Annotated in this window: 18 protein-coding genes; 14 read left to right on the top strand and 4 right to left on the bottom strand. The window is 62.7% G+C overall.

Translation table 11 applies throughout. The features are described 5' to 3' along the window. The first annotated feature begins 12 nt into the window (after window positions 1-12). The 10 genes from ACS0OT_RS12310 (at window position 13) to ACS0OT_RS12265 (ending at window position 9,707) form a co-directional block, all read left to right on the top strand. Window positions 13-567 carry a DUF4189 domain-containing protein gene (locus tag ACS0OT_RS12310; protein WP_353088666.1) on the top strand — a complete coding sequence of 185 codons (555 nt, stop codon included), beginning with the start codon at window positions 13-15 and terminating at the stop codon, window positions 565-567. Window positions 568-1,209: 642 nt separating this feature from the next. Continuing rightward, window positions 1,210-1,719 carry a DUF4189 domain-containing protein gene (locus ACS0OT_RS12305; protein WP_329843972.1) on the top strand — a complete coding sequence of 170 codons (510 nt, stop codon included), beginning with the start codon at window positions 1,210-1,212 and terminating at the stop codon, window positions 1,717-1,719. A gap of 211 nt (window positions 1,720-1,930) precedes the next feature. After that, on the top strand, window positions 1,931-2,167 hold the full coding sequence (locus ACS0OT_RS12300; RefSeq protein ID WP_231109097.1) for a hypothetical protein: 237 nt from the start codon (window positions 1,931-1,933) through the stop codon (window positions 2,165-2,167). A 125-nt stretch (window positions 2,168-2,292) separates the two neighbouring features. Then, window positions 2,293-2,967, top strand: coding sequence for a DUF4189 domain-containing protein (locus ACS0OT_RS12295; RefSeq protein ID WP_329843970.1), 675 nt, complete (start codon window positions 2,293-2,295; stop codon window positions 2,965-2,967). 379 nt (window positions 2,968-3,346) lie between these two features. Further along, window positions 3,347-4,192: a type IV secretion system protein gene (locus tag ACS0OT_RS12290; RefSeq protein ID WP_442255832.1), complete on the top strand. Its 846-nt coding sequence runs from the start codon at window positions 3,347-3,349 to the stop codon at window positions 4,190-4,192. 24 nt (window positions 4,193-4,216) lie between these two features. Beyond that, window positions 4,217-4,771: a DUF4189 domain-containing protein gene (locus ACS0OT_RS12285; protein WP_321573200.1), complete on the top strand. Its 555-nt coding sequence runs from the start codon at window positions 4,217-4,219 to the stop codon at window positions 4,769-4,771. Window positions 4,772-5,433: 662 nt separating this feature from the next. Beyond that, window positions 5,434-5,940, top strand: coding sequence for a DUF4189 domain-containing protein (locus ACS0OT_RS12280; protein WP_081275803.1), 507 nt, complete (start codon window positions 5,434-5,436; stop codon window positions 5,938-5,940). Between the two features lie 799 nt (window positions 5,941-6,739). Beyond that, window positions 6,740-7,276: a hypothetical protein gene (locus ACS0OT_RS12275; RefSeq protein WP_032954278.1), complete on the top strand. Its 537-nt coding sequence runs from the start codon at window positions 6,740-6,742 to the stop codon at window positions 7,274-7,276. Between the two features lie 57 nt (window positions 7,277-7,333). Then, window positions 7,334-8,341, top strand: a complete 1,008-nt coding sequence (locus tag ACS0OT_RS12270) for an XVIPCD domain-containing protein (RefSeq protein ID WP_065186153.1) — start codon at window positions 7,334-7,336, stop codon at window positions 8,339-8,341. A gap of 97 nt (window positions 8,342-8,438) precedes the next feature. Then, window positions 8,439-9,707 carry a hypothetical protein gene (locus ACS0OT_RS12265; protein WP_374082868.1) on the top strand — a complete coding sequence of 423 codons (1,269 nt, stop codon included), beginning with the start codon at window positions 8,439-8,441 and terminating at the stop codon, window positions 9,705-9,707. 52 nt (window positions 9,708-9,759) lie between these two features. Here the strand turns inward: ACS0OT_RS12265 and ACS0OT_RS12260 are convergent, their stop codons facing one another. From ACS0OT_RS12260 to ACS0OT_RS12250, 3 genes are read right to left on the bottom strand one after another with little or no spacing between them, the layout of a single operon-like run. After that, window positions 9,760-11,088, bottom strand: a complete 1,329-nt coding sequence (locus tag ACS0OT_RS12260; protein ID WP_442255831.1) for an XVIPCD domain-containing protein — start codon at window positions 11,086-11,088, stop codon at window positions 9,760-9,762. Then, a complete protein-coding gene (locus tag ACS0OT_RS12255; protein ID WP_065186150.1) occupies window positions 11,085-11,738 on the bottom strand; it encodes a hypothetical protein in 654 nt (217 codons plus the stop codon). The genes ACS0OT_RS12260 and ACS0OT_RS12255 overlap by 4 nt, the downstream gene beginning before the upstream one ends. Window positions 11,739-11,781: 43 nt before the next feature. Continuing rightward, window positions 11,782-12,453 (bottom strand): hypothetical protein, encoded by a 672-nt coding sequence (locus ACS0OT_RS12250; RefSeq protein ID WP_164093640.1) that lies wholly within the window; start codon window positions 12,451-12,453, stop codon window positions 11,782-11,784. A gap of 246 nt (window positions 12,454-12,699) precedes the next feature. Here ACS0OT_RS12250 and ACS0OT_RS12245 point away from each other — a divergent pair, with 246 nt between their 5' ends. After that, on the top strand, window positions 12,700-13,206 hold the full coding sequence (locus tag ACS0OT_RS12245) for a GNAT family N-acetyltransferase (RefSeq protein ID WP_005417179.1): 507 nt from the start codon (window positions 12,700-12,702) through the stop codon (window positions 13,204-13,206). Window positions 13,207-13,240: 34 nt separating this feature from the next. Here the strand turns inward: ACS0OT_RS12245 and ACS0OT_RS12240 are convergent, their stop codons facing one another. After that, window positions 13,241-13,678 (bottom strand): acetyltransferase, encoded by a 438-nt coding sequence (locus tag ACS0OT_RS12240; protein ID WP_065186149.1) that lies wholly within the window; start codon window positions 13,676-13,678, stop codon window positions 13,241-13,243. A gap of 184 nt (window positions 13,679-13,862) precedes the next feature. Between ACS0OT_RS12240 and tadA the strand changes: the two genes are divergently transcribed. The 3 genes from tadA to ACS0OT_RS12225 all read left to right on the top strand — a co-directional run bounded on the left by tadA (window position 13,863) and on the right by ACS0OT_RS12225 (window position 16,031). Further along, window positions 13,863-14,387, top strand: a complete 525-nt coding sequence (gene tadA, locus ACS0OT_RS12235; protein ID WP_005417177.1) for a tRNA adenosine(34) deaminase TadA — start codon at window positions 13,863-13,865, stop codon at window positions 14,385-14,387. Between the two features lie 75 nt (window positions 14,388-14,462). Further along, entirely contained in the window at window positions 14,463-15,035 is a 573-nt protein-coding gene (gene orn / locus ACS0OT_RS12230; RefSeq protein WP_053499815.1) for an oligoribonuclease, read from the top strand. A gap of 123 nt (window positions 15,036-15,158) precedes the next feature. Next, window positions 15,159-16,031: an EcsC family protein gene (locus tag ACS0OT_RS12225; protein WP_005417175.1), complete on the top strand. Its 873-nt coding sequence runs from the start codon at window positions 15,159-15,161 to the stop codon at window positions 16,029-16,031. The last annotated feature ends 75 nt before the right edge of the window (window positions 16,032-16,106 follow it).

The following is a 16,106-nucleotide window of genomic DNA, read 5'->3' as shown; positions in this document are numbered from 1 at the left end:
GAGTTGGCTACCATGAAAAGAATGTTCCTTCTGGTTTCTCTGCTTATCGCTCCCTCGTTCGCGTGGGCGGAAGGGCGCTGCCCTCCTGGTCAGTATCCCATTGGCGATGATCGTCAGGGGGTTGGTGGATGTGCGCCGATTCCTGGCGGCCAGAGTCAAGGGAGTGCTCAGCCAAGTGCTCCTGTACCTACCGGGAAATGGGAGACTCGCTGGGGAGCGATTGCTCAGGATACCTCTCCTGCCCAAGGGGCAATGCTCGCTATCGGCGTCTCGGAGTCGAGGGCTTCGAAGCGAGAGGCGGCTTCGGTCGCAATTTCGCAGTGTGCTAAAGCTGGGGGCGCGAGTTGTAAAATCTTAATGGAGTATCACAATCAATGTGTTGCACTCGCTGGGCCAGAAGTAAGTGAGTTCAGGATGAAGGGGGGGGCAACATATTCGTCGAGAGCTCCATCGGAGAGTGAGGCAAAATTGAATTCTCTGCGTGAATGCCAAGCGCGTGGTAATGCTGCGCGCTGTGAGTTGATCTATTCGGCATGTAGCATGTCTGAGTTCAAGTCATTCCGTTGATGTGAGGTCTAGCGGCAGTAGAGCTCTGTCGCTCGTTGCAATTTTGCGGTGATTTTTCAAAGAGGAGGCCTGATCAATGCCTTTTCCTTTTTTGGTTGCGCGCTTAGGGCGCTAGCTTTGTGCTAACCGGAAATGTCGCCAATTATCAGGTCAGACTGATTCTGCATGCAGCAAACGCCCTTGGGCATGAGGGCGATTCCTGTGGTCAGGGTGCCGATTGTGCTGCACATGCTGACCCGCGTGTCTGTCCCGTTATGGATGACAGCGCTTTTGAAGCGGTTACCGCTTGTGAGCGCGCCCAGTGGCGGTATGACCAGTCAGGCAACGCAGCAGGGTGGCATGGGATTGATCCTGACGACCGTGCCCCTGACTGCGCAGCCATGTTCTTCCAGGGAACCTTGGGTAGTTTCATGGCATATTCGCAGATAGGTGATAGCGCAGCCGCTACTACCGAGTGCGGATGGGCGTCCACCCGGCACCTATACACCAACTGCTCCTTCGAAGCAGGATTCTGTCAATCCGGAAACCAGTAATTCAGCTGGGAATGGCAGGCTCACTGTTCCGCAAGGGGGGCTGCTGCCCCCCAGGAGACTGGGCTCCGGGCTGCGAATAAGATCAGCGGCAATTGATGAAGAGGTAAATATGTCTTTGGCTTCGCGCGTGATTCTTCTGATGATTACGTTGGTAGCTGCCGGCCAAGCATTTGCAGAAGGGCGTTGCCCGCCAGGTCAGTACCCAATCGGTGGCCCGGGTGTCGGTGGGTGCGCCCCGATTCCAACTGGGGGGGAGAGCGGCACATCTGCGCCCAGGCCCGACGGCCGTTGGATCAAGACGTGGGGTGCCATCTCTCTGTCACCTGCGTCCGGTGACATGGGGGCATCCAAGGGTCATAAGGATAAGTCGGCAGCCGAGACAGAAGCCCAAGAGCGATGTGCGCAGTATGGGGCGACCGACTGCAAAGTCCTGACAACTTACAAGAACCAGTGCGTTGCCTACGCGACCGCGCAGGAAGGACGGAAGGTAAGGACGAACACGGGAGCATCGCGCGAAAGTGCAACCCAGAATGTGCTGGCTGCGTGCAGTAAGGAGAGCATTGGGCAATGCAAGGTGCTCTATACCGACTGCACTGAGCCGCTCTTCAAGTCTTACTGAGCGAAGTGCGACCGGGGCGTACAGGCATGAGTTGTTAGAGGTCGCATTACGGCTTGTTAGCGAGTATTGACCAAACCAACATTCAGAGCGTTTGCTGTACGAGGTCGCTTTGGGCCTTGTTCTTCGTCCTGCGGTCCCTGTGCATCTTCTGTCTGCTGTTTGCCTAGGCCAAGCAGCTGTTCAAAGGTAGTTGTTCTACGGCATAGGCACCATGTTCTCGATGGTGGTTCTTGCGGCGATGGTATCTATCGCGCTGGACATGGTGATCCGCGTGTCGGCCTCGTTCTGGATGACAGCGCTTGTGAACAAGTTCCCGCTCATGGTCGCGTCCAGTGACGGTATGACCAGTCAGGCGATGCAGCAGGGCGGCATGGGATTGATCCTGACGACCTTGATTCTGACTGCGCCCCCCAATGGCGGCCATGTTCTTCCAGGGCACCTTGGGTAGCTTCATGGCATATTCGCAGATAGGTGGCAGCCCGGTGGCACAGGCGCCTGGCCCGAGCGGGCAGCCGCCGGGTAGCTACTACACGCCGGATAAGCCTTCGACGAGCAAGGGAAGTGAAGGCGCTAATGAAGTTGGTGCTCCAACAAAGATGTTCACCGGTCCTTCTAACTCCACGCCCGAGCATGATCCAGGCAGGATGGGGATTGGCAATAAACCGAGATAGAGCCAAGGTGATTGTGATGCGTGCAGCGAATAAATTCAGGGCGAAGCAACTGGTAGCAGCGTACGCCTCGATGCTGTCTTTGCTGTTGATCCTCTTCTTGGTGGATGCTCCGTCCGCTAGCGCAGAAGGTCGTTGTCCACCCGGACAATATCCCATTGGTGGGCAGGGCGTGGGGGGGTGTACACCGATTCCGGGCGGGGACAGTGGGGCGAATGCAACGGCGGCGCCTAGGCCAACAGGCCGCTGGTTGAAAACTTGGGGAGCTATTGCCACTGCTCCGAGCGGTGATGCCGGTGCATCAACGGGTCAGAGTTCGAAAGGCGCTGCAGAAAAAGAAGCTATTTCGCAGTGTGCCCGCGGAGGCGCTAGTGATTGCCGAGTGACGATGTCCTACAAAAACCAATGCGCTGCAATGGTTACCCCTTCGAGTCTCGAAAGAGGAGGAGCGGTGACGTGGCGAGCCGAGACGGAGGCTCTCGCGACGAAACTTGCAATGGATGAATGCACAAAGCGGGGAAGCGCAGGGTGTAAAGTATTTTATTCCGCATGCTCTGATCCGATTTTTCAGGAGTACTAGTGGAACTTCAGCGTGAGCGAATTTTGAGACTGGCTTGCAAGTATGCCTGCTTGGCAGGTGGGGTCTGGGGCTGACGGGTGGTGCGCGTTGGCGCTAGATTTAAGTGGCGTCCGTTTAGTTGAGAAGGCTTAATTCAGTTGGGCTCCTCAATATGATGTCGCGAATCGCCTCCAAGTTCGTCAGGCCGTACCGCTATCCCGCGTGCAATCCTGTGGGTGTGTTTCTGATGATGCGCGTATACGCTGAGCGCGCATTGGATTGTTAAGCTTGGGCTCACTTCGTGGGAAGTGCTCAAGGGATATCGGCTCATCAATGATGGCCTTGGTGATTCAAGAGACGAACGCCAGCCCTGATCGTGGCGGTGGCGACGAGCATGGGCATGTTCGGTCGCGACCTCCATGAATTCCTGACGGAAGACGTGAAGGGGCTGATCACGCACGTTGTGACCGGCAAGGACGAGAAGCCCGAGGCGCAGATCGACAAGAGCCTTGCCTGGATGCAGGTGGCGCTGTCCAGCATCGATGGGATCAAGATTCTCAATGATCCCGAGCTGCAGGCTGACAAGACCCGCGCGATGTGGTTCATCGGCCTGGGCACGGGTGGCCCTGCGGTGACGGCAGGTTCCATGTTGCTGCTGTATGAGGTCGCCATGGCCCTGTTCATCGGCTTGGGACCACTGTTCATTCTGTGCCTGCTGTTCGATCAGACCAAGCAGTTGTTCCAGCGATGGCTGTTCTACGGTATTGGAACCATGTTCTCCATGGCGGTGCTGGCGGCGATGGTCTCGATCGCGCTGGACATGGTAATCCGCGTGTCGGCCTCGTTCTGGATGACGGCGCTTGTGAACAAGTTCCCGCTCATGGGCGCGTCCAGTGACGGCATGACCAGTCAGGCGATGCAGCAGGGCGGCATGGGATTGATCCTGACTACCTTGATTTTGACTGCGCCCCCAATGGCGGCCATGTTCTTCCAGGGCACGCTGGGTAGCTTCATGGCATATTCGCAGATAGGTGGCAGCCCGGTGGCGCAGGCGCCGGGCCCGAATGGGCAGCCGCCGGGTAGTTATACGCCGGCGCAGACGAAGGACGGCAGTAGTGCGAACACAGCAAGTGGAGCCTCAGGGGCTGGCGCTGGATATACGGTCATGGGCAGCCACAATGCGGGTCAAGGTGCGCAGCAGCAGGTAGGCAAATTCGGGAACGCTGGAATGAGCGCTGGAAGTTGAGTTGATTGTTTGGAGTTGACTGCCATGAAAAGAATGTTCCTTCTGGTCTATCTGCTTATCGCTCCCTCGTTCGCGTGGGCGGAAGGGCGCTGCCCTCCTGGTCAGTACCCCATTGGCGATGATCGACAGGGGGTTGGTGGATGTGCGCCGATTCCTGGCGGCCAGAGTCAAGGCAGTGCTCAGCCAAGTGCTCCTGTACCTACCGGGAGATGGGAGACTCGCTGGGGAGCGATTGCTCAGGATACCTCTCCTGCGCAAGGGGCGATGCTCGCAATCGGCGTCTCGGAGTCGAGGGCTTCGAAGCGAGAGGCGGCTTCGGTCGCAATTTCGCAGTGTGCTAAAGCTGGGGGCGCGAGTTGTAAAATCTTAATGGAGTACCACAATCAATGTGTTGCACTCGCTGGGCCAGAAGTAAGTGAGTTCAGGATGAAAGGGGGGGCAACATATTCGTCGAGAGCTCCATCGGAGAGTGAGGCAAAAACGAATTCGCTGCGTGAATGCCAAGCGCATGGTAATGCTGCGCGCTGTGAGTTGATCTATTCGGCATGTAGCATGTCTGAGTTCAAGTCATTCCGTTGATGTGAGTTCTAGCGGCAGTAGAGCTCTGTTGCTCGTTACAATTATGCTGTGATTTTTCGAGAAAAAGGGGCCTGATCAATGCCTTTTCCTTTTTCGGTTGCGCGCCTCGGACGCTAGCTTTCTGCCAACCGGAAATGTCGCCAATTGTCAGGTCAGACTGATTCTGCATGCAGCAAACGCCCTTGGGCATGAGGGCGATTCCTGTGGTCATGGTGTCGATGGTGCTGCACACGCTGACCCGCGTGTCTGCCCCGTTATGCGTGACAGCGATTGTGAAGAGGTTCCCGCGTACGGCCGCGTCCACCGGTAACATGACCAATCGACGATCTGGCAGGGCGGCATAGGTCCGATCTTAACGACGCGTTTCCCGACTGCGCCCCCAATGGCAGCCATGTTCTTCCAGGGCACCTCGGGTAGCTTCATGGCATATTCTCAGATAGGTGGCAGCCCTTTGGCGCCGGCGCCGGGCCCGAACGGGCAACCGCCAATGCTGGTGTTTCAACCGGTACTCAGGATGCGACCGCTGGAGTATCACGCATGGGTTTGCCGCAAAACTCGACGATTGGAGTACAGGAGACGGGTCTTCGGGGAGCAAATCGTTAGGTCCTCCTTCCTCCATGATGGCCGTTGCACCGAATTGTCTTGGTCGTTGAGTAGAGCTTATGAAAATTGAGAAAGTGATCCTGTTAGTTCTGCTGCTCGCGTTCTCTGCAAGTGCATATGCGGAGGGGCGTTGTCCGCCTGGACAGTACCCGATTGGCGGCCAAGGAGTAGGCGGCTGCGCTCCGATCCCTGGGGCGGGTGACGGATCGCTCAAGACGCCGCAACCGGCAGGGAAGTGGATCAAAACGTGGGGTGCGATCTCTGTTTCTCCTGAGGGCGCGTCTGGAGTGTCTACCGGGAGGCGTAGTAAGTCTGACGCAGAGGCAGAGGCTGTGATGCAATGCCGGCAATCAGGTGGTCGTGCCTGTCGAACTTCTTTCTCCTACGAGAATCAATGCGTTGCTGCGGTGGTCCCCAGTTCGGGTTCCGGCGGCACCAGCTTTGGTGGAAAGGCGACTGTTGATGAAGCAATTCAATTGGCAACTCGTCTTTGTATAAGGGATGGGGGTCAGGGATGCCATGTCGTGTACACCGCGTGCTCAGTTCCTGAGTATGTGCGGAATTGAAGCGAGGATAGCGCCGGGCTAGCGCGCTGGTTGTTTCGTTGGCCCGGCCGTAGTGCTTCAAGGCTTTGGAAATTTTCACCGCAAACGACTGATGCCGAGCGCCGCAATGGGGCTTGTGTTCGGGCGGGTTCGTTACGGCCCCTGATCTTTGAGTTGTCGTTACTTGGAACGAGCGTCAGTTTTGTTCAGAAGCGCTTTGCCCGCTTGAGCATGTTCAACTGGTGGTGAATGCGTCGGGAGACGGTGCTCTCCGGATTCAATCCATGGCTTAATCACCCGGCTTCTTGCCCGCCGGAAAATTGAAGACGCGTGCGGTTCTCAGCTACGGCTGGGCTCCGTTCCACATTGAAGCTCGGGCTCGCTTGCGGGGACGATGACTGCGTGGCGTGTGTCACCCGATCCGTGTTCGCCGCCCCCGTTCCGCTTGCGTCTGCACGAGTGTTAAGTGCCTGATCAGCGCTGCCGTCATCTCCAAGTGGGCATCCATTCACGTTAACCGCGCTTTTTCTGTGATCAAGTGCGCTTTTTCATCCCAAGCCCCCTTCGACGAGCGCCGCCTCCTCGAAGTAAGCTGCGTGCGCGTCAAAATCCCGACGCGCCGGTGCCATCGAACGCAGGAGCTTTTCCGTCCATGAGGACTGTGTCCCCCCGCGATGCGGGTGACGCTTGCCACCATCGCGGTTGCCGTGGGCTCGGGGCTATCATCCGCCATGGCGGCCGCAGGGCACGTGCGAGGCATCGCCCCGTTTCCGGCCTCCGCTCGGGAACTGGCAAGACGGGATTGAAGGAGTTGCAGGGGATGGAGAAGGGGAGTGGCGTACACATGGACAATGCCTTGGCGTTCGTTCCGTCCGGCGCGAACCTGCTGGAAGCCGTGCGCGGTGATCTGACCGGCAATGGTTTCCAGGACCAGCTCCTGGTGATCGACCAACCTCCTCCGGAGGGCTTGCTGCCCGGCGAGCACGGTCCCAACCGGGTGCTGTTGCTGCTGCTGGGCGACGCCACGGGCCGATGGCAGTTGGCGGCGCGCAACGACAAGCTGGTGCCGTGTTCCACCCGGGGAGGCATTGCCGGCGATCCTTTCGCGTACGTGACCATCGAGGATGGTGCGTTCAGTGTGATCACCAACGGCGGCAGTCGCGAACGCTGGAGCAGCGTCTACACGTTCCGGTATGCACCTGCCGAGCAGGCGTGCTGGGTGCATGGCGTGCAGCGCAGGGTGGTCGACACCGAGACCGAGGCCACCCATACGCGTGACTTCTCGGCTGCCGAACTTGGCCGGGTGCGGTTCGAGGATTTCGATCCGTCCGTCGTCGCCGACGTCAGCTTGCCCTGAGTGCCATGCCGGTGAGGAGGCGGGAGTATCCAACGATGATCGAGCAGGAGTTTCACCGTGTCGCAGGATAGGGAGTCGCAGCTGTTGCGGCAGGCCACGGAGGCCGGCATGACCTCGTCCCGGGAACTGGCCAACTTCATGGCGCAGGCCGGGCACGAGTCCCGTGGCCTGAGCCGGCTCAATGAAAGTTTCAACTTCACCCGGGGTATCTCGCAGATCCCGGTGGAAGCGGCGTGGCGCAATGGCAATGGTGCGCTTGAGAGCGCGCGCCAGGAGGCGCTGCGTGGGCGGCCGGAGAACCTGGCCGAACTGATGTATGGCGGGCGTATGGGCAATGACGCGCCTGGCGATGCGCTGAAGTATCACGGCCGTGGCTATCTGCCTCTGGTCGGCAAGGAGAATTACGAGCGTGCCGGCAAGGCGCTGGATCTGGACTTGGTGAATCACCCGGAACTGGCCGCGCAGCCCGAGCAGGCAGGCCGCATTGCCGTGTGGCAGTGGCAGACGCGGGTGCCGGAAGCGGCGCGCGAGGACGTGCGCGAAGCGACGCGCGCGATCAATGGTGGCCTGAACGGCATCGAGGCCCGCCAGCAGCGATTCGAGGTGTGGCAGCAGAAGTTGACGCCTGATGTGATGGCGCGGCTGGAGCGGGGCGAAGTCGGGGCGCCGGCCCAGCAGGCCACCGTGCGCGACATGTCGCAGCCTGGCGCGCCGGGGCATGCCCTGTTCCAGGGCGCCCGCCACCATCTGCAGCAGATGGGACCACAAAGCGGTCTGCGCAGCGTGCAGGAACTGGACAATGCTGCCGGCGCACTGGCGCTGAGCGCGCAGAAGGCGGGGATGTCGCGCATCGATCATCTCCTGGCTGGCAACGACGGCCGCACGTTGTTTGCCGTGCAGGGCGCGCTGGGTGACCCGGCCATGCTGCGCGCTTCGGTCGAGCGCGAACAGGCGGCGCAGCAGCCGCTGGCGCAGAGCAGCCAGCAGTTGGCCGCCAGTGTCGCCCAGCAGGACCTCGCGGCCGCGCTCGCCCGCGAGCAGGAGCAGCGCTCTCGATCCCTGTAGCACCTGATGCCGGCGGGCAGAGTGCCCGCCGGCGCTTTACGTACGACGCGTGGCGCCCTTTGGCGCCGACATGGAAACCCACTCGTAAGGACACCACATGCGAATCGTTCCCTCGAATACCCGGCACGCCGCTGCCCGCTGCACTGCATCCGTGCGCCGCCTGCCGCCGCTCTGGCTGCTGTCACTTGGACTTGCCGCAGCGTCGGCACAGGCTCAGGAGGCAGCGGCACCTGTGGTGGGGACGCCCCCCGCTGCCGAGGCTACCGTTGAGGCGCCTGCAGAGGCGGCGCCCGTTGCAGCGCCCGCGGCGGCCAACGCCGTTGTCGCGGCGCCCGCTCCCGAAGTGCCGGCTGCCGTGACTCGCCCTGCGACACCGCGGGTGGACGCGCAGCCGGCGCCGGCTGCGGATCCGGCGCCGGCGCCCGTTGCGCCCGCAGCGGCGGCACCTGTGGCTGCACCGCCCGCCTCCGTCGAGCCAACCGTTCCCGCAGTAGCGCCCGCTCCGCCCGCATTGGCCATCGTGCCGTTGCCGCCAGAGCAGGCGACCGAGCGGGCGCTCGGTGCCCGCTGCCCGGTGGATCTGGCCGGGCGGCTGGCGACCCAGGGCGACCTGCTGATTGGCGCCTGCCAGGGCACCATGCCGGCGCATCTGGCCGCGTTGCTGGTCGCGCTGCCCGCGCAGGACATCCACCTGCCGCGCAGCTGGCGCGAGCGTGAGGTGCGGCAGAAGGCCTGGTTCAAGGCTGTGCCGGGCTATGGCCAGCGCCCGGACTTCATCGTGCGGATGGGCGACATCTGGGTGCGTTCGCTGGAAGGGCGCGACGCCGACAGCACGTTCTATCTGGTGTCGGCGCCGTTCACCTGCAGCGACCAGGTCGCCAACCGTGATGAGTACGGCGCGGAGCCGGTTCGTGTGCCAGCGGGTGATTGCCGCGAGGCTTATGTAGCCCAGCGTGTGTACCAGGTCCGCGGGGATGCGGCGCCGAGGGATGTGACCGCCGATGCCATGCCGACGATGCCCCCGGTCACGGAGGCCGATCGTGCGCGCCAGCTGTCGCGTGAGGGCCGGATCAGCCTGGACCACAGCAAGCTGCAGTACGGCCCGGCCATGCGTTGGTTCGTGCAATACCCGGAGTCGGCGCAGAAGGGTGGTCCGCGCGCCTACAGTGACTGGAACCGTGAGCACATCGCGTTCGTGGTCTGGACCGGTGATCGCTTCGAGCTGCGCGAGAAGGTCGCGCGCGCGCAGTGGCCCTGTGACCCGGTGGCACCCGGCGATCGCGCCTGTGGCGGATTCCCGGATTCCGGGCCCGATCTGTTCGTGACGGCCGCAGCATCCGTGCCAATGGCAGCGTCCGGCCCCTGAGCCGGAGTCTCGAAGTGATGCGGGAGCCGGGCTGACCGGCTCCCGCGCTGCATCAGGCCTGCAGGCTGCGGGTCTGGTTCCGCTGCTGTTCCAGCTGCTGGTCGCGCTCCAGCGTAACGCGCTGGTCGGCGGCCTGCTGGTCGATGCGCTGGCTGCTCTGTTCCAGCGGGGTGTTCATCGCCACTGCCGTATCGACCGATACGCGAAGGTGGGCGGGGTCGCCGCCCTGGCCCTGCACGGCGAAGCTGCGCGAGGCATCGGCATTCATGACCACTTCGTCGATGCGCTTGCCGCCTGCTGCGTGCATTTCGGCGGCCAGGCTGCCTGCCAGTTGCGTGCTCATCACGTCTGGTACCCGGCCGACGCGGACATCCTGCGCGTGCACGCCACGGATCGCGTCGTTGAACAGTGGGTTGCCCACATGGTTGGCATCGTCCATTCGCAGCATGCTGGTGTGATGGCCGTTCTTCTCCGCTTCGCGGCGTGCCGGCTCACCGGGCTGCAGCGGGCCGCGGATGTGGTCGTACAGGTCGACGGCGCCGCCTGGAATGCCCCGCGCCGCGCGGGTGACACCACGGCGCAGTGATTCAACGTCGTCGCGGTACTCCTCGATCATCCTGGCGTTGTCTTTTGCCAGCTTCTGCGTTTCCGGGTGCTGCAGCACCGAGCCGTCACCGAGGAAGTTGCCCAGCTTGTGCGCGCCGAACGAGCTGCCTGCGGCGATGATCGGCCGGTCGGGGATAAGGGCGCGCAACGAGTGATTGCTGAAACCGTTCGCGGCGAGCGTGCTGATTTCATTCGTCCTGGCGTAGATGCGCACCTGGCCGAAGTGCGGCGACGCCGCGCTGACCGGATCGGAGGCCATGACATGGTTGATCATGGTGTTGCCGCCTTCCGGGATGCGGTAGCCGAGGCTGACCGCGCCATAGGCGTTGAAGGTTTCGCCCTTGACGTTGAAATGGTGCGAGGTGATCTGGGCCAGAGCGCCACCGAGGGAGTGACCGGTGACGGTGACTTGAGGAGTTGGTCCGCCGCTCAAGCGGGACTGCGCCGCTGCGGCTTCGAGCGTTCTCTGCGTCAATGCGATCGCGTCAGGTGCCTGCACATTGGTGCGGGCGACGACCATGCCTCCATCCGTCAGGATGCCATCGCGTCCGATCTGCTCGGTGCCCCGATGTGCAATGACGATTTCCTTGCTGTCTACGCGTTGATAGACCGTACCTTGATAACCATTGAGCCGATTGTCGACATGCTCAAGGATCTTGTACTCATGGCCGTTCAGTATGACCTTCTCTTCTTGACCAGGGGCGCGTCGACCGACAGCGCGATCCTTGTATGCGTCATTGGATAAGGCGGCGTAGTCTTGTGAGGTGATGGTCACGGGGCCACCTCACTTGCAGAAAGACTGATCGTGAACAAATTGTCCCGCAGATCGACGGCATAACCGCTGCGATCGGACTCGCCACTTGCCGGGAAATTGGGAACACGGTCTGTCCGCGGATAGACGAGATCAGGATAGAAAAGCGTGTGCGTTTTCCCTTCGATCAGCGGTTCCGCGTCAGCGAAGGTCAGGAAGCGGGTCTCCTCTTCAGCACCCGTTGCCTTCAGCATCGCGCCTGCACCGGTGAATTCCCATTTGCAGACACCACGACCGTAGTAGTCCTCGTCCAGCATGCGGTCCACATACAGCGTGCCCCGGTACTCGCCATCGGCGACCTTGCGCAGTTCCACCGGTTCCTGGCTGGTAATCCGTGCAGCCGTGCCGGTGGCCGGCTCGATGTGGCCGCACTGGTCTTCGTTGGTGACGTCGTACTGGGCCACGCCTTCAACCACAGCGAAATCACCCGGGGCGTCCTTCAGGCGCAGCACCAGTTCATAGGCCTTGCGCGGGCTGGGGTTGAGCTTTGCGAGCCCGCGCCCACCCTGGGCGACATCGGCTTCAGCAGCGGCACGTTCCTGGTTCATGGCGGTCTCCGGATGGCAGGCGGTCAACAGAAGCAGAGCAAGGCACGGAATCATCTTGTGGCGCAATGTCGGCCTCCTTGGGGGTAGGTGTAAATGTGACACTGGCAGTTCATGGCACAAGCTTCTGCACAGTGGTGGTAGATGAGAACAGCGCATTGCGTAGATCCTCCCTGTAGGCTGACGGATCTTCTTTACCGCTGGCAGGGAAGTTGGCAGCAAGCTCGGCGCGGGGATAGGCAGTCTTCGGGTAGTAGAGAGTCAGCGGCGATCCTGCGTCCATGCGCTCTTTATTGACGTAGGTCAGGAATCGCGTATCGGCTTCGCCGTTCGTCGCACGCAACATCGCGCCAACACCGGTCAGCGTCCAGTGGCACGTACCGCGATCGTAATAGTCCTGATCCTGCATGCGGTCGAGGTAGAACGTACCGCGGTATTCGTTCTCGCCAACCCTGCGCAGTTCCACCGGTTCCTGGCTGGTAATGCGGCTTGCCGTACCGGTGGACCATATGATCCGCCCGCAGTCTTCGTAGTTACTGACGTCGTACTGGGCCACGCCCTCCACGATCGCGAACGGGCCCGGCGCGTCCTTCAGTGTCAGCACCAGTTCGTAGGCCTGCTTCGGCGCCGGGTTGAGTTTGGCCAGGCCGCGTCCACCCGCGGCGACGTCACGCTCGGCGTCGGCGTAGGGCGAACATGCCGCCAGCGGGACGAGGGCGAGCAATGCCAGGAGCGGCCGCCCCCTGGGTTCGGGGCGAGCTACACCCATGGCGCGAGCCTGCATCGTGCGTCCATGTCCATCTATCCTTCCTGGGTGGCAGGTATCTCGATTATGGAACGTGCCGGGAGCGCTGTGCCACCCTTGGAGACGGATTTTTGACGCCCCGGGGAAGCATTGCCCGGGCGGATCGCTTGCCGCACAAGGCTCGCGATCATCACGTTGGCATTGCTGCCGGAGGCAGGTCTGCGGCTGAATCCGTGACTGAAATCAATCATTCACATGTCCATCACTTCATTGAAGGCGCCCTCCTTGAACTGCACGATCCGCCCTGAAATCCGCGAAGACCGCGCTGTCATCCACGCACTCACCGAGGCAGCCTTCCGCGAAGCCCCGCACAGCAGCCACACCGAGCAGTTTATTGTGGATGCACTGCGTTCGCGTGGAGAGCTGAGTCTCTCGCTGGTCGCCGAGAAGGACGGGCAGGTCGTCGGGCATGTTGCCTTGTCGCCGGTGACGATCAGCGATGGCAGTACGGGCTGGTTTGGCCTGGGACCAATCTCGGTGCTGCCCGGATGGCAGGGGCAGGGTGTCGGCGCGGCGCTGATGCATGCGGCGCTTGATGCACTGCGTGAGCAGGGGGCGCAGGGCTGCGTATTGCTGGGAGAACCCGCGTACTACGGTCGATTCGGATTCCGCGCCGAGCCCGGCCTGGTGCTACCGGGTGTGCCGCCAGAGTACTTCCAGGCGCTGCACCTGAGGCCGTCGATGGCGCAGGGAGAGGTGCAGTACTCACCGGCATTCGAAGCCACGGCCTGATGATCGGGGGCGGGCCTCGAATATCCGTCCAATGTCAGCCGTCGTGCCGGAGATGGATCAGAGGATACGGACGGCCCTGCGAATCTAGCGGTGAGCGGCCGGTTTCGACGAAGCCCATGCGCAGGTAGAAGCCAACGGCCTGTGCGTTCTGCTCATTGACGTCGGTACTCAGCTGCGGATGCCGGGCCAGCGCGTGCTGCAGCAGTTGCCGGCCGATACCAGTGCCGCGCACGTCCGGATCGATGAACAGCGCTTCCATGTGCGTGCCGTCGATCAGCATGAAGCCCAGTGGCCGATCCTGTGCATCGACCGCAACGGTCATCGGCGCCTGCGGCAGGAAGCTGGCGACTTCGGCATCGATGGCCTGCCGGTCTTCGGCGCTGAGGAAGTCGTGGGTGGCGTCGACGGCGCGGCGCCAGAGGTCGACGAGGGCGGCGCCGTCGTCGGCGCGCGAGGGGCGAAGGGTGGTCATGGGTTCACCAAGGTGCTTGCGGAAGGGCCCAGTATGAGGCCTGCAGCCTGGCTTCAGCGCGCTCGCTGCTTGGACCGCCGGTCGCGCGCAATGGCACCGCCTGTACGCGCGCCGCCTGCACGGCCGCGGGCGTACAATGCGGCCCCGGCGGCCGTCCTGGCCCTGCAGACACGCGAGAACCGCCATGACCGATGCCCTGGGTGTACCGGTGCACGACGCCGATGAACACTGGATGCGCCATGCGCTGGCGCTGGCCGAGCGTGCGCAGCGCGAGTTCGACGAGATTCCGGTCGGCGCGGTACTGGTGGGCGCCGATGGCCAGCTGCTGGGCGAGGGCTGGAACCTCAACATCGCCTCGCACGATCCCAGTGCGCATGCCGAGATCGTGGCCATGCGCGCCGGCGGCACGCGGCTGGCCAATCATCGGCTGCTCGGCAGCACCCTGTACGTGACCCTCGAACCCTGCGCGATGTGCGCGATGGCCATCGTGCATGCACGCGTCGCCCGCTTGGTCTACGGCGCCAGCGACCCCAAGACCGGCGCCTGCGGCAGCGTGTTCGACCTGCTGGGTGATGCCCGGCACAATCACCGGGTGGAAATCCACGGTGGGGTGCTGGCCAAGGAGGCCAGCATGCGCCTGACCAATTATTTCCGCGCCAAGCGCGGCAAGCCGCCGTTGCTGCTGGAAGACCATGCGGGCGAGGGCTGAGGGGCGAACGGGTATGATGGGCGCCTCTTTCCTTCACCGGTAGGCCGCGCGCCTGCCCAGCAACGAGGCGACACAATGGCGGACACCGGCGCGGCCAACGAGCGACTGATCTGGATCGACCTGGAGATGACCGGGTTGGATACCGACAACGATTCGATCATCGAGATCGCCACCGTGGTCACCGATGCCCAGCTCAATGTGCTGGCTGAAGGCCCCGAGTTTGCCATCCACCATCCGCTGGAAACGCTGGAAGCGATGGATGAGTGGAACCGCAACCAGCACCGTCGTTCCGGCCTGTGGCAGCGCGTGGTGGACAGCACCACCACCCTGGGCCAGGCCGAAGCGCAGACGGTGAACTTCCTGGCGCAGTGGATTCCGGCCGGTCTTTCGCCGATGTGCGGCAACTCGATCTGCCAGGATCGCCGCTTCCTGCACCGCCAGATGCCGAGGCTGGAGAAGTACTTCCACTACCGCAACCTGGACGTGTCCACGGTGAAGGAACTGGCCAAGCGCTGGGCGCCGAGCGTGGCCGCCGGCGTCGGCAAGAACAGCAACCATACCGCGTTGAGCGATGTGCACGATTCGATCGCCGAGCTGCGCCACTACCGTCAGTTCATGGGCGCGCTGTCGGGCCTGCCGGCTGCCTGAACGACGCCGCCGGGTGACACGCCCACGGGTAGTGCCGGCCGCTGGCCGGCAAGGCGCCGGATCCGCCCCTTCTGACGTGACCCACGACGAACCGTTCAACTTCCGGGCGCTAAGATCGGCGCCATGAACGAGCCCATCCTGCTTCCCCGCGACATCGCCCATGACGCCCGCGACTGGTCCGACCTGCAGCGCGCGGTGGCGCTGCTGGAAGCGCCGACCCTGACCGCGCGCATGGCGAACCTGGTCGGTACGCCGCTGGAGTTCGCGGTGAAGGCGCTGCCCAGTTCGGTCTCCAACCGCATCCACGGTGCGGTGCAGGCGGCACTGTCCAAGTCGGCGCAGGCAGCCCTGTGGAGCATGGACAACTCGCCCGGCAAGGGAGCGTCGACCCGCTGGCACAAATTGGCGGCAGCCACCTCCGGTGCGGTCGGCGGTGCCTTCGGCTTTGCCGCCCTGCTCATCGAGTTGCCGGTGTCGACCACGATCATGATGCGTGCGGTGGCCGACGTCGCCCGCAGCGAGGGGTTTGACCTGTCCGAGTTCAGCACCCGCCAGGCGTGCCTGGAAGTGTTCGCGCTGGGCGGCAACTCGCCGCGTGATGACGCCAGCGAGACGGGCTATTACCTGGCCCGCGGCTTCACCACCGATGTGATGCGCCACCTGTCGGCCGAGCTGGCCGGGCGGGTGGTGACCGGCCGCGACCTGACGCTGGGCGTGGCGCCGAAGGAAGCCGGCAAGCTGCTGGCGAAGATGGTGGAGAAGGTGGCGGCGCGCTTCGGCGTGGTCGTTACCGAGAAGTTCGCCGCGCAGGCGGTGCCGATCGTTGGTGCCGCCGCGGGTGCAACGCTGAACACCATGTTCACCGACTACTACCAGGACATGGCGCGTGGTCACTTCATCGTGCGCCGGCTGGAGTTGAAGTATGGGGAAGATGTGGTGCGCGCCTGCTATGACCGCGTGGCGCATGGCGGCGTGCTGATCGAACCCACGCTGTAACCGGCTTCGGGGTCGGAGCCCTTTGCGGTGCAAAGGGATCCGACCCCGGTTGCGCGCGGGGCCGGATCCCGTTCC

Source organism: Stenotrophomonas maltophilia group sp. RY12688, from assembly GCF_052149045.1.
Lineage (GTDB): Bacteria > Pseudomonadota > Gammaproteobacteria > Xanthomonadales > Xanthomonadaceae > Stenotrophomonas > Stenotrophomonas sepilia.
The sequence above is the reverse complement of the archived record's forward strand: the minus strand, read 5'-3'. Positions and strand labels throughout refer to the sequence as shown.